The organism is Aeromicrobium sp. (genome assembly GCF_036676885.1).
In the GTDB taxonomy this organism is placed as follows: domain Bacteria; phylum Actinomycetota; class Actinomycetes; order Propionibacteriales; family Nocardioidaceae; genus Aeromicrobium.
On the sequence record NZ_JAKFCB010000372.1, the window covers coordinates 1 to 11,607 of the forward strand.

Sequence of the window (11,607 nt, forward strand, 5' to 3'; positions counted from 1 at the left end):
CCGGCACGGGCTTCGAGCAGCACGGGTTCCTCAACATCATGGTCGCGGTGCACGGACTGCTGGCCGGCTCCACCGTCGACGATGCTGCCGCGGTTCTCGCGAGTCGCGATGGCGCTGCGCTGGCGGATGCCGTGCGCTCCTGGAGCGCCTCGGACGGGGCCGCCGTGCGTCGTACGTTCCGCGGCTTCGGGTGCTGCGGTGTCACCGAGCCCTACGAAGACCTCGTCGACCTGGAGCTGATGTCATGAGCCATGGATTCGGGCTGGATCACCTGCCCTACGGCGTCGTGGCGCATCAGGGTCGCGACCTCGTCGTCGTACGCCTCGGGGACGACGTCATCGACCTCGCTGGCCTGGCGGCGTCTTCAGCGCCGCCGTTCGATCCGGCGGTGCTCGCTGGTCCCGGCCTCGCGCCGTTGATGGCGGCCGGGCCGGGGGTCTGGGCGGTCGTACGTTCGTGGCTGCAGGCCACCCTGGCCGACTCGTCGGCATCGCGCATTCCGCTCGCCGAGGTCGAGCCGCGGATGCCGTTCGCGGTCGCCGACTACGTCGACTTCTACGCCTCGCTCAACCACGCGTCCAACGTCGGCAAGATCTTCCGGCCCGACGCCGAGCCGCTGCTGCCCAACTGGCGGCACCTGCCGGTCGGCTATCACGGCCGGGCCGGGACGGTCGTCCCGTCGGGCACCCCGGTCGTGCGGCCCCAGGGCCAGCGCCGTCCGGGCCCGGACGGGCGTCCGGCGTTCGGGCCGTCGCAGGCGCTCGACATTGAGGCCGAGCTGGGATTCGTGGTCGGGGTGCCGAGCACGATGGGGGAGCCCGTGCCCATCACGGCGCTCGCCGACCACGTCTTCGGCGTCACGCTGCTCAACGACTGGTCGGCGCGCGACATCCAGGCCTGGGAGTACGTCCCGCTGGGCCCGTTCCTCGGCAAGTCGTTCGCCACCTCGATCTCGCCGTGGATCACCCCGCTGGCGGCGCTGGAGGACTCGCGCGTGCCGCTGCCCGGGCAGGACCCCGAACCGCTCGACTATTTGCGAGTCGCCGAGCCGGCCGGCTATGCGATCGACCTCGAGGTCGTCATCAACGGGTCGGTGGTGTCACGGCCCCCGTACGCCTCGATGTACTGGTCGCCCGCCCAGATGCTGGCCCACATGACGGTCAACGGTGCGTCGCTGCGTACGGGAGACCTCTACGGCTCCGGCACGATCTCCGGCCCCGAACGCGATCAACGCGGATCGCTCCTGGAGCTGTCGTGGGGCGGCAACGAGCCCTTCACCCTCGACGACGGCAGCACCCGCACATACCTTCAGGACGGCGACACCGTCACCATCCGCGCCACCGCCGGCACGATCACCCTCGGCGAGGTCGAAGGCACCATCACCCCCCGCTGAGCGTGACGTTGTGCAGGCGACACGCCGAGACGAGCCTGCAGATCGTCACTCCCAGCGGGGTTCAGGCGAGGGCTTTGGCGACGGCCCGCGCCGCCTCGAGGACGAGGGGTTCAACGGTGGAGGCGTCGATGTCGTGCAGGCTGACGATGCCGACCGACGCCTCGAGGCCCGGCACACCCCGCACCGGCGCGGCCAACCCGGCAGCACCGGGCTGGAGCTCGCCGGACGTGCTCGCGACGCCGCCGACATCGCCGCGACCCAGCAGGATCGCCTTGCCGGCCGCGCCCGTGTCGAGGCGATGGCGCGCGCCGACCCGGTAGGCCACGTGCATGTCGCTGCGGCTCGGCTCGACCACGACCAGGGCGACGGCGTCGTCACCGTCGGCGATCGTCAGGTGCGCCGTGGCGCCGCTGGCATCGGCCAACCGGGTGAGCGCCGGGGTGGCGCGTGACTTGAGCTCCGGCAGGTACGCGTTGCGGAACGCCATCATCCCGAAGCCGGCGCCGATGCGGCCCTGCGCGTCGCGATGCAGCAGGTCATGCTCCTCGAGCGTGACGATCAGCCGGTAGGCCACCGTGCGGCTGATGCCGAGCGACTCGGCGATCTCGTTGATCGTGAACCGTGAGTCCGACCCCGCGACGAGCGACAGGATGCGCAGCCCGCGGTCGAGCGTCTGCGCGGTCTCGGCTGCCATCGGTCCTCCTCGTCGGTCGTTGAAGTGTCGCAGGCGTCAGAGCATGGCGCCGGGATTGAGGATGCCCTGCGGATCGAGTGCCGCCTTGACCCGTCGGGTGAGGTCCATGACGTCGGGCCCGAGGTATGCCGGCAGCCAGGGCTTCTTGAGCCGCCCCACGCCGTGCTCGCCGGTGATCGTGCCGCCCAGGCCGATCGCGAGGTCCATGACCTGCCCGTATGCCTCTTGCGCCCGCGCGGTCTCGTCGTCGTCCATCGCGTCGAACACGATCAGGGGGTGCGTGTTGCCGTCGCCGGCATGGGCCACGACGGCGATCGTGATGCCGTGCTTGGCGGCGATCGCCTCGATGCCGCGGACGAGGGCGCCGAGCTCGGGCAGCGGCACGCCGACATCCTCCAGCAGCAGCGAGCCCTTCTGCTCCAGGGCCGGGATGACCATGCGGCGGGCGACGACGAACGCGTCGCCCGTCTCCGCGTCGTCGGTCGAGAACACCTCGGTGCTGTGGTTGGTCTCGCAGATCGCGGTGACCGCGGCGATCTCAGCGGTGCCGTGGGTCGCCGGCTCGTCGGACTGCACCACCAACATCGCCTCGGCGGTGCGGTCCAGGCCCATCCTGGTGATGTCCTCGACGGCGTTGATCGAGGCGCGATCCATGAGCTCGAGCATCGCCGGCCGCATGCGACGCGTGATGTCGAGGACCGTCCGGGTCGCGTCATCGAGCGAGGCGAAGGTCGCCACGAGGGTGCAGGGCGGTCGCTGCGCCGGCACGAGCCGGAGCACGATGCGGGTGATGACGCCGAGCGTCCCCTCGCTGCCGACGAACAGCTTGGTCAGCGACAGCCCGGCGGCGTCCTTGAGCCGCGGCCCGCCGAGCTCGACCGCGGTGCCGTCGGCCAGGACCACCGTCAGCCCGAGGACGTAGTCGGTCGTCACGCCGTACTTGACGCAGCACAGGCCGCCGGCGTTGGTCGCGACATTGCCGCCGATCGAGCAGATCTCGTACGACGAGGGGTCCGGCGGGTACCAGAGGCCGTGCTCGGCCGCGGCCGCCTTGACGTCGGCGTTGAACGCGCCGGGCTCGACGACGGCGATGCGGGTCACCGGGTCGACCTCGACCGCCCGCATGCGCTCCAGCGAGATGACGAGGCAGCCGTCGAGGGCCGAAGCCCCGCCCGACAGTCCCGACCCGGCGCCGCGCGGCACGACCGCGAGGCCGTGCTGGGCGGCGAAGCGTACGGACGCCTGCACGTCCTCGGTGCTCGTCGCGCGTACGACCGCGAGGGGGACACCGGCTCCTGGGTCGTTGGCGCGATCCCAGCGATAGCCGTCCATCCGGTCCGGGTCGACCAGCAGCGCGCCGTCGGGCAGCTGGGCGGCGAGCGCATCGAGGTCGGGCGTCACGGGTGGCCGTCAGTCCTCGGCGAGGGTCTCCGCGGACTCGGAGTCCTGCTTGGGCGCCAGCACCGACACCGATTCGTCGATGTGCTCGTTGAGGTAGCGCAGCACCTCGGCGACCGTCGCGACGACCGGCACCGCGAGGAATGCGCCGGTGACGCCGAACAGCGAGCCGCCGGCCGTGACCGACAGGAGCACGACGGCCGGGTGGAGGTTCATGTTCTTGCCCTGCAGCCACGGTGAGAGGACGTTGCCCTCGAGCTGCTGCACCGCGACGACGATGCCGAGGGCGATCAGCGCATCGTTGGTGCCGTTCGTGACGAGGGTGACCAGCACGGCGAGGGCGCCGCTGACGAACGCACCGATGATCGGGATGTACGCGCCGAAGAACGTCACGACCGCCAGCGGCACGGCCAGGGGCGATCCGAGGATCGCCAGGCCGGCGCCGATGATGACGGCATCGATGAGCGCGACGAGGCTCTGCGTACGGATGAAGCCGCCGAGCGTGTCCCACGCCCGCTGCAGCACCTCGACGAGGTGGACGCCGGCCCGCTGGCCGCCGATCGTCTGGACCCACGGCAGGAACTTGTGGCCGTCCTTGACGAAGAAGAACGTCAGCATCAGGACCAGCACGAGGTTGACGATGACCGACGTCGCGGTGCCGATCGTGGAGAAGACGCCCGAGCTGATCGCGCTGGCGCTCTCGGCGAGCTTGCCCTGGACCGCCTCGATCGCGCGGGTGATCTGGCCCTCGGACAGGTTGAGGGGTTCGCCGGTGACCCAGTCGCGGATCTTCTGGAGGCCGTCGGACGCCCCCGCTGCGACCTCGCTGGCCTGGCCGGCGACCTGCGGTGTGAGGACCGCGATGATCCCCACGACGACGCTGATGAACCCCAGCACGATGACCGCGGCGGCGAGCGCGGACGGCCAGCCCTTCGAGCGCAGCCACCCGGCAGCCGGGCCGAGGACCGTCGTGACGATCGTCGCCAGGGCGACGGGGTAGAGCACGATCCAGATCGTGCCGATCAGCTGGCCGAGGATCCAGGCCGCGACAGCGATGATGATGATGCGCAGGCCCCAGCGCTGGAGGTGGGCGAGCCCCTCATCGATGACGACCGCGCGGTCGCGGATCTGCTTGTTCTCTGCCACGCGCTCAGCCTAGGGGCACACGGTCCGGGTTGCTGTCTCCTGGCCGCTCCAGTCGCCAGTCGACTGGCGCGGCGCCCTGCGCGACGAGCAGCTCGTTGGCCCGGCTGAACGGCTTGGAGCCGAAGAACCCGCGTGAGGCCGACAGGGGACTGGGGTGCACCGACTCGATGCGCGGGACGTCGCCCAGCATCGGGGCGAGGCCCTGCGCGTCGCGGCCCCACAGGATCGCGACGAGCGGCGTGCCCCGTGTGACGAGGGCCCGGATGGCCTGCTCGGTGACCGCTTCCCACCCCTTGCCGCGGTGGCTGGCCGGCGTGCCGGGGCGCACCGTCAGGACCCGGTTGAGCAGCAGCACACCCTGCCTGGACCACGGCGTCAGGTCGCCGGAGGGGGACCGCGGGATGCCGAGGTCGGCCTCGAGCTCGGTGAAGATGTTGACCAGGCTGCGGGGGAGTGGGCGTACGTCCGGCGCGACCGAGAACGACAACCCCACGGGGTGGCCGGGCGTGGGATAGGGGTCCTGCCCGGTGATGAGCACCCGTACGTCGGCCATCGGTTCGGCGAACGCCCGCAGGATGTGGTCGCCGGCCGGGAGGTAGGGCCGCCCGGCGGCGATCTCCTCGCGGAGGAACTGTCCCATCGCGGCGATCCGGTCGGCGACCGGAGCCAGCGCCTCGGCCCAGTCAGGCGCCATGATCTCGTGGAGCGGTCTCGTCATGTCTTTGCCTTCTCCGTGCGCAGGGCGGATGGCGCGAGGAGCCCGGCGATCAGGCACCCGACGATCGGCACGGTGAACGCCGTGGTCAGCGACACCCAGTTGGTGAGGATGCCGATGATCGCGGGCCCCGCGAGCAGGCCCAGGTAGCCCATGCCGGTGACGCGGGCGAGGTAGGTGCCGGCCGCGGCGGGGTCGATGTTGCCCGCGGCGCTGAAGAACTGCGGCACGCAGCCCGCCAGGCCGACCCCGAACACCGCCCACGCGATGATCGCCACGGTGGCGTTGGGGGCGAGCGCCGCACCGGTGAGCCCGAACGCACCGATGAGCGCAGCCCGCTGGACGTACGCCGCGGCACCGATCCGCGCGACGATCCGGTCGGCCACCAGGCGTACGACGGTCATGGTGATCGAGAAGGCGCCGAAGGCCCACGCCGCGACCGACTTGCTCGTGCCGAGCGAGTCATGCAGGTGGACCGTGCTCCAGTCGTACGCGACGCCCTCGGACAGCAGGAGCATGAACGCCAGCAGGGAGAGGACGACGACGCGCAGCGTCCACGGTGCGCGGACCCGCGGGGCGCCTGACTCGCGCGTCGTGCCCGGTGCCGGCGGGAGCAGTGCGGGCCGGGCGGCGAGGGTGACGAGGAGGCCGAGTGCGCCGGCGGCCGAGAGGGTCAGGCGTACGTCGGTGTCGAGGGCGATCAGCCCGCCGCCGACCAGCGCGGCGACGAGACCACCGAGGGAGAAGAATGCGTGGAACCCGCTGATGATCGGCCGCCCGTACGCCCGCTCGACCTCGACGGCCTGGGCGTTCTGGGCCACGTCGATGACACCGTTGAACGCCCCGAGCAGGCCGAGCGCGATCGCAAGGGTCGGAACGCTGGTGGCCAGACCCGGCCCCACGAGGCAGGCGCTCAGCGCGAGCCCGGCCACGACCGCGACGACCCGGCTGCCGAACCGGTCGATGAGCCGGCCGCCGACCTGCATGCCGAGCAGGGCCGTGCCGCCCAGGAGCAGCAGCAGGTAGCCGAGGACCACGGTGCTGGCGCCCGTGCGCTCGAGGATCTCGGGGATGTGGACGACCCACATGCCGAGGAGGAAGCCGTTGAGCGCGAAGATCGCGAAGGTCGACCTTCGCGCGGCGGACGGCGGCATGCTCCGACCCTACGAGAAAGGCGTTGCCCTACAGTTGTCAGGCTGTGTCAGCAATCGCCGCCTACCGCGCTCTCCTGCGGATCGTCGGGCCCGCCTACATCTTCGTAGCCTTCCTCGGGCGCATCCCGCTTGCCATGAGCCAGCTCGGCGTCCTGGTGCTGGTGAGCTCCGAGCTCGACAGCTATGGCGCGGGCGGCGCCGCGGCCGGCATCCTCGCGATCGCGAACGCGATCGGCTCCCCGCTTGCCGGGGCCCTCGCGGATCGCATCGGGCAGCGCCCTGTCGTGCTGGTGCAGTCGCTCCTCGGGGCGGCCGGGCTGGCCGGAGTCGTCCTGGTGACGGACCCCGATGCCTCGCGCGGGCTGATCTTCGCCGCGGCAGCGCTCACCGGCTTCGCGATCCCGCAGGTCGGTCCGCTGGCGCGGGTGCGGTGGCGCCCCATCACCCGGGACGAGGGCGACCAGCGCCGGCTCGTCGACGCGGCGTTCTCGTACGAGGGCGCGGCGGACGAGGCGTCCTTCGTGCTCGGTCCCGCGATGATCGGCGTGCTGGCGATCATCGCCGAGCCCGCCGGCGCGCTGCTGGCCGCGGCGGCCCTCCTGGCCGTGTTCGGTTCGTGGTTCGCGGTCCACTGGACCTCCGAGCTCGTGGCCAAGCGCACGACGACCGGCGGCTCCGGGACCGAGCCGCTGTGGTCGATCGCGTTCGCCGTGCTCGTCGTGGCGCAGCTGTGCATCGGCGCGATCTTCGGCAGCGTCCAGACCGGCACCGCGGTGCTGGCGACGGCCGACGGGCACGCGGGCAGCGCCGGCCTGATCCACGCGGTGCTGGGCATCGGCAGCGTCACCGCCGGACTCGCGATCGCCGCCCTGCCCGAGCGCGTCCTCTACGCCACGCGCATGTTGGTCGCGGCCGTCGGCCTCCTGGCGCTGTCGCTGCCGCTGCTGCTCGTAGACTCGATCGGCTCGTTGATCTTCGTCATCGCGCTGCTGGGATTCGCCGTGGCGCCCTACATGATCAGCAACTTCGCCCTTGCCGGCATCCTGGTGCCGGTCCACCGTGTCGGCACCGCCATGACGCTGCTCGCGGGTTCGACCGGCATCGGGTACGCCCTCGGCGCGTCGATCGCCGGGCGCCTCGCCGACGACGGCGGCCACACGCCGGCGTTCGCCGTGACGGTCGGCGCCGCAGGCGTTGCGGTGCTGCTCGCCGGAGTCGCCAACAAGGCGCTGCGGGAAGCCCGGCCCTACACGCCCTGACCTGCCGTTGCGTCATAAGAACCGTGGCCCGGAGGCCTCAGTTCCTATGACGCAACGGGCGCGCTCAGAGTGCCGAGAGCGGCGTGACCTCGAGGTCGAGGGCGTCACCGACGGCGGCGTTGACGAGGTGCCCGTCGTGCGTGCTCAGGCCACCGGCGAGTGCGGCATCGTCGGTCACGGCCTTCTGCCAACCCTTGTCCGCGAGCGCCACGGCGTAGGGCAGCGTCACATTGGTCAGCGCGTACGTCGAGGTGTGCGGCACGGCGCCGGGCATGTTGGCGACGCAGTAGAACACCGAGTCATGGACCTTGAAGGTCGGGTTGTCATGCGTCGTCGCGTGCGAGCTCTCGAAGCAGCCACCCTGGTCGATCGCGATGTCGACCAGCACCGATCCGGGACGCATCGTCGCGACGAGCTCGTCGGTGACGAGCTTGGGGGCCTTGGCGCCGGGCACCAGCACCGCGCCGACGACGAGGTCGGCCTCGCGTACGGCCTTCTCGATCGCGTACGCGTTGGAGGCGACGGTCGTGATGGCGCCGCCGAACTGGGCGTCGACCTGGCGCAGGCGCGCGACGTTGAGGTCGAGGATCTGGACGCGGGCGCCCATGCCGTGCGCGACCTGTGCGGCATTGACGCCGGAGACCCCGGCACCGATCACCACGACATCAGCGGGGTGGACGCCGGGCACGCCGCCGGGGAGCACGCCACGGCCGCCGCCGCTGCGCATCAGGTGGTAGAACCCGACCTGCGGGGCGAGCTTGCCGGCGACCTCGGACATCGGCGCCAGCAAGGGCAGCGAGCGGTCCGGCAGCTGCACGGTCTCGTACGCGATCGAGGTCGTGCCGGCCGACAGCAGCGCATCGGTGCACTCACGGCTCGCGGCGAGGTGGAGGTACGTGAACAGGGTCTGACCGCGGCGCATGCGGGCGTACTCCTCGGCGATGGGCTCCTTGACCTTGAGCACCAGCTCGGCCTCGGCCCACACAGCGTCGGCGGTGTCGAGGATCTTGGCGCCGGCGGCGAGGTACTCGTCGTCGGTGATCGACGAGCCGAGGCCGGCGCTGTGCTCGATGACGACGTCGTGGCCGTGCCGGGTCAGCTCATGGACCCCGGCGGGCGTGATGGCGACGCGATACTCGTGATTCTTGACCTCGCGGGGGACACCGACCAGCATGACGTGCTCCTTCAGACGGAATATTGCTTCCATGGTGAATCAACTGCGGAATCATGTGCAACTGGACGAAGAAGATTCTGTATGATCGTCATCTACTGTCAATCACGCGGAAACACCGCCTCCAGGAGCACCCATGCCGAATCATGTTCGCGAGCTCGACGACATCGACCAGCGGATCGTCGCCGCGTTGCGCAGCCAGGGCCGGCTCCCCAACAACGCGCTCGCCGAGAAGGTCGGCATCGCGGCCTCCACGTGCCTGACCCGTTTGCGCAGCCTGGTCGAGCGTGGCGTCATCGCCGGCTTCCACGCCGAGGTCGATCCGGCCTGGATCGGCCGGCCCATCCAGGCGATGATCGCGGTCCGTCTGCGCGGTGATGCCCGCGGTGCGATCAACGAGTTCTCCGACCGGCTCGCGGGCATGCAGGAGGTGATGAACGTCTACTTCCTGGCCGGCGCGGACGACTTCCACGTGCACGTGGCGGCGCAGGATCCTGACGACCTGCGGGCGTTCGTCGTCGACAACCTGAGCTCGGCTCCGGAGGTCGCGCTGACCGAGACCAACCTGATATTCGAGCACAAAAGGGGCAGACTGGCTGAGTGAGCGAGCGAAGCGAACCATGACGACCGTCGAGGCGGCGTTCCGGACGATCCCCGGCACGCAGGCCGCCGAGGGGCGCACCGGCGGCCACGCCGTGGTCGTCGACCGGCCGGCCGGCGTCGCCGGTGGAGCGGGGGCCGGGATGAACGGCGGGCAGCTGCTCGCCCTCGCGATCGGCGGCTGCCTCGCGAATGACGTGCGCTACGTCGCGGCGATCCGCAACGACACGATCGACGACGTCCAGGTCGACGTGTCGGTCGAGATCGACAACGGGCTCGTCACGTCGGCCGACGTCGCCATCCGCCTCTCGGTCCCCGAGGGCGTCAACGCGGCAGCGCTGATCGACGAGGCAGTCGAGGTCTCGACGGTCCTGGCCGCCGTGCGCAACGGGTTCCCCGTCACGGTCCGCTAGGTTCAGCGCCAGACCGAGGCGATGTCGCGGTTGTAGTGGCGACCGGGGATGCGGGTCAGGACGAACAGCACGGGCGGCGGGATCTCCTTTCGGAGCCGCGCCTTCGCGTCGTCGTCGGCGCCGTCGAGGAGCCACGCCGCGAACGTGCCGGCGACGCCCTTGTGCGTCTTGCGGACCGCGACCTGCGCCTGCTTGATCTCCGGCGTCTCGCGGTGCGCGGCGGCAAAGGGCTCGAGGTCGCGCTCCTCGTGCGTGAAGTGCTCCGTGAGCACCGTGCTGAGGGCGGCGATCGCCGCTCGTGCGGCCTCGGCGTTCGAGGCCGTGGGCGCCGTGCGGAACTCCTGCATGACGGAGTCGGCGACGGTCAGCGCACCCTGCATGCGCTCGTGCTCGCCGTCGAGGTCGGTGACCAGGGACTCGTCCGCGCCGAGTGCCCTGAACGCCGGCCAGAAGATCGTCTCCTCGTCCTCATGGTGATGGTGGATCTGGGACGCGAAGTTCTTCCACGCGCGAGCCAGCTCCTCTGCGCGTTGGTGTGAGCCGTCCGGGAACGCCGCCAGTGCTGCGTCGAAGCGAGCGACGTCTCGTCTGATCGCCGCGTGGATGACCGTGTTCATGGTCAGGTGCTCAGTCATGGGGACCTCAATCCATGTCGTACGTCACCCCCATGGTGCTACTGCACCGGGCATCTGTGAATGCTCAGCGGGCCAGCCGCTCCTCGAGCGCGTCGCGGGCCGCGGGCCATTCGTCGTCGGTCATCGAGAACAGCACGGTGTCGCGCCATGACCCGTCGCGCCGGATCCGGTGCTTGCGCAGCACACCCTCGCGGACGCCGCCGATCCGTGCGACCGCGGCCTGCGACCGCTCGTTGAGGATGTCGACGTGCCAGACGACCCGTGCGCAGTCCAGGTCGTCGAACGCGTGGCGCAGCAGCAGGAGCTTGGCCTCGGTGTTGACGCCGGTGCGCCAGAACCGCCGGGCGAGCCAGGTCGAGCCGATCGCGACGGTGCGGACGGCGGGGTCGATGTCGTAGTACGTCGTGAGGCCCGCGACCTCACCCGAGGCCTGGTCGACCTGGACCCACGGGATCGTGCCCGGGCGGGTCAGGTAGAGCCCGACGAGTGCCTCGGCCTGCTCGATCGAGACGGGCCGGCCGAACGCCTGCCAGGCGAACACCTCGTCGTCGTCCGCGGCGCCGAGCACTCCCGGCGCATGACGGGGTTCGAGGTGCTCGAGCCGGACATGCTTGCCCACGAGGGTCGGCGCTGCGTAGTAGTCCTCGGGGCTCACGCTCATGCCCGCCAACCTACCGAGAGCGTCCACGCGAGCACTCGGCTCGCGGTTCTCGATACGCCTCCCTCGCAGAGCTCGGTCGGCTGCTCGACCGGCGAGTGGGTCAGACGGGGCGGGGGTTCTTGAGGTGGGGGTTGCGAACCGACGTCAGCTCGCGCAGGAAGTTGGCCGCCCACAGGTCGATGTCGTTCTCGACGACCTGCTTGCGCATGGCCTTCATCCGGCGGGCGTTCTCGCGCGGGCTGGCATTGATCGCCTCGAGCATCATGCTCTTCATGCCGTTGATGTCGTGCGGGTTGACCTGGTAGGCCGACTTGAGCTCGGACGCCGCACCGGCGAACTCGCTCAGCACCAGCGCGCCGCGGTCGTCG

At 70.8% G+C, this 11,607-nt stretch carries 13 protein-coding genes and 1 pseudogene; 5 read left to right on the plus strand and 9 right to left on the minus strand.

What is annotated here, in order from left to right; translation table 11 throughout:
- Together V6M46_RS17605 and fahA are read left to right on the plus strand one after the other, a co-directional pair.
- A pseudogene (locus tag V6M46_RS17605) lies at positions 1–248 on the plus strand (hypothetical protein); the annotation flags it as partial.
- Entirely contained in the window at positions 245–1,393 is a 1,149-nt protein-coding gene (gene fahA / locus V6M46_RS17610; protein ID WP_332667472.1) for a fumarylacetoacetase, read from the plus strand. The pseudogene V6M46_RS17605 and the gene fahA, both read left to right, overlap by 4 nt.
- A gap of 61 nt (positions 1,394–1,454) precedes the next feature.
- Here fahA and V6M46_RS17615 read toward each other — a convergent pair whose 3' ends face one another.
- The 5 genes from V6M46_RS17615 to V6M46_RS17635 are packed head-to-tail and all read right to left on the minus strand — an operon-like array spanning position 1,455 to position 6,500.
- A complete protein-coding gene (locus V6M46_RS17615; protein WP_332667474.1) occupies positions 1,455–2,087 on the minus strand; it encodes an IclR family transcriptional regulator in 633 nt (210 codons plus the stop codon).
- A 36-nt stretch (positions 2,088–2,123) separates the two neighbouring features.
- Complete coding sequence (locus tag V6M46_RS17620; RefSeq protein ID WP_332667476.1) at positions 2,124–3,488, minus strand: FAD-binding oxidoreductase; 1,365 nt, start codon at positions 3,486–3,488, stop codon at positions 2,124–2,126.
- 9 nt (positions 3,489–3,497) lie between these two features.
- The gene (locus V6M46_RS17625; protein ID WP_332667478.1) at positions 3,498–4,631 is read right to left on the minus strand and encodes an AI-2E family transporter; all 1,134 of its coding nucleotides are present in this window, start codon (positions 4,629–4,631) and stop codon (positions 3,498–3,500) included.
- A gap of 4 nt (positions 4,632–4,635) precedes the next feature.
- Positions 4,636–5,349 carry a uracil-DNA glycosylase gene (locus V6M46_RS17630; RefSeq protein ID WP_332667479.1) on the minus strand — a complete coding sequence of 238 codons (714 nt, stop codon included), beginning with the start codon at positions 5,347–5,349 and terminating at the stop codon, positions 4,636–4,638.
- Entirely contained in the window at positions 5,346–6,500 is a 1,155-nt protein-coding gene (locus V6M46_RS17635; RefSeq protein ID WP_332667481.1) for an MFS transporter, read from the minus strand. The genes V6M46_RS17630 and V6M46_RS17635 overlap by 4 nt, the downstream gene beginning before the upstream one ends.
- 44 nt (positions 6,501–6,544) lie before the next feature.
- Between V6M46_RS17635 and V6M46_RS17640 the strand changes: the two genes are divergently transcribed.
- Positions 6,545–7,759, plus strand: coding sequence for an MFS transporter (locus tag V6M46_RS17640; RefSeq protein ID WP_332667483.1), 1,215 nt, complete (start codon positions 6,545–6,547; stop codon positions 7,757–7,759).
- A 64-nt stretch (positions 7,760–7,823) separates the two neighbouring features.
- Here the strand turns inward: V6M46_RS17640 and ald are convergent, their stop codons facing one another.
- Positions 7,824–8,933 carry an alanine dehydrogenase gene (gene ald, locus V6M46_RS17645; RefSeq protein WP_332667485.1) on the minus strand — a complete coding sequence of 370 codons (1,110 nt, stop codon included), beginning with the start codon at positions 8,931–8,933 and terminating at the stop codon, positions 7,824–7,826.
- A gap of 133 nt (positions 8,934–9,066) precedes the next feature.
- On the opposite strand from ald, the gene V6M46_RS17650 reads away from it, so the two are divergent.
- Positions 9,067–9,534: an Lrp/AsnC family transcriptional regulator gene (locus tag V6M46_RS17650; protein WP_332667487.1), complete on the plus strand. Its 468-nt coding sequence runs from the start codon at positions 9,067–9,069 to the stop codon at positions 9,532–9,534.
- Positions 9,535–9,550: 16 nt separating this feature from the next.
- Entirely contained in the window at positions 9,551–9,943 is a 393-nt protein-coding gene (locus V6M46_RS17655; protein ID WP_332667489.1) for an OsmC family protein, read from the plus strand.
- 2 nt (positions 9,944–9,945) lie between these two features.
- On the opposite strand, the gene V6M46_RS17660 is transcribed toward V6M46_RS17655, so the two are convergent.
- The 3 genes from V6M46_RS17660 to V6M46_RS17670 form a co-directional block, all read right to left on the minus strand.
- Complete coding sequence (locus V6M46_RS17660; RefSeq protein ID WP_332667491.1) at positions 9,946–10,578, minus strand: hemerythrin domain-containing protein; 633 nt, start codon at positions 10,576–10,578, stop codon at positions 9,946–9,948.
- Between the two features lie 64 nt (positions 10,579–10,642).
- On the minus strand, positions 10,643–11,239 hold the full coding sequence (locus V6M46_RS17665) for a GNAT family N-acetyltransferase (protein WP_332667493.1): 597 nt from the start codon (positions 11,237–11,239) through the stop codon (positions 10,643–10,645).
- Between the two features lie 100 nt (positions 11,240–11,339).
- A partial coding sequence (locus tag V6M46_RS17670; protein WP_332667495.1) for a trehalose-6-phosphate synthase occupies positions 11,340–11,607 on the minus strand: 268 nt, incomplete at its 5' end.

What these genes read in the sequence shown, in the direction of transcription:
- fahA (WP_332667472.1), top strand. Translation starts at nt 245, where the DNA reads ATGAGCCATGGATTCGGGCTGGATCACCTGCCCTACGGCGTCGTGGCG.
- ald (WP_332667485.1), bottom strand. Translation starts at nt 8,933, where the DNA reads ATGCTGGTCGGTGTCCCCCGCGAGGTCAAGAATCACGAGTATCGCGTC.
- V6M46_RS17660 (WP_332667491.1), bottom strand. Translation starts at nt 10,578, where the DNA reads ATGACTGAGCACCTGACCATGAACACGGTCATCCACGCGGCGATCAGA.
- V6M46_RS17655 (WP_332667489.1), top strand. Translation starts at nt 9,551, where the DNA reads ATGACGACCGTCGAGGCGGCGTTCCGGACGATCCCCGGCACGCAGGCC.
- V6M46_RS17635 (WP_332667481.1), bottom strand. Translation starts at nt 6,500, where the DNA reads ATGCCGCCGTCCGCCGCGCGAAGGTCGACCTTCGCGATCTTCGCGCTC.
- V6M46_RS17650 (WP_332667487.1), top strand. Translation starts at nt 9,067, where the DNA reads ATGCCGAATCATGTTCGCGAGCTCGACGACATCGACCAGCGGATCGTC.
- V6M46_RS17615 (WP_332667474.1), bottom strand. Translation starts at nt 2,087, where the DNA reads ATGGCAGCCGAGACCGCGCAGACGCTCGACCGCGGGCTGCGCATCCTG.
- V6M46_RS17630 (WP_332667479.1), bottom strand. Translation starts at nt 5,349, where the DNA reads ATGACGAGACCGCTCCACGAGATCATGGCGCCTGACTGGGCCGAGGCG.
- V6M46_RS17665 (WP_332667493.1), bottom strand. Translation starts at nt 11,239, where the DNA reads ATGAGCGTGAGCCCCGAGGACTACTACGCAGCGCCGACCCTCGTGGGC.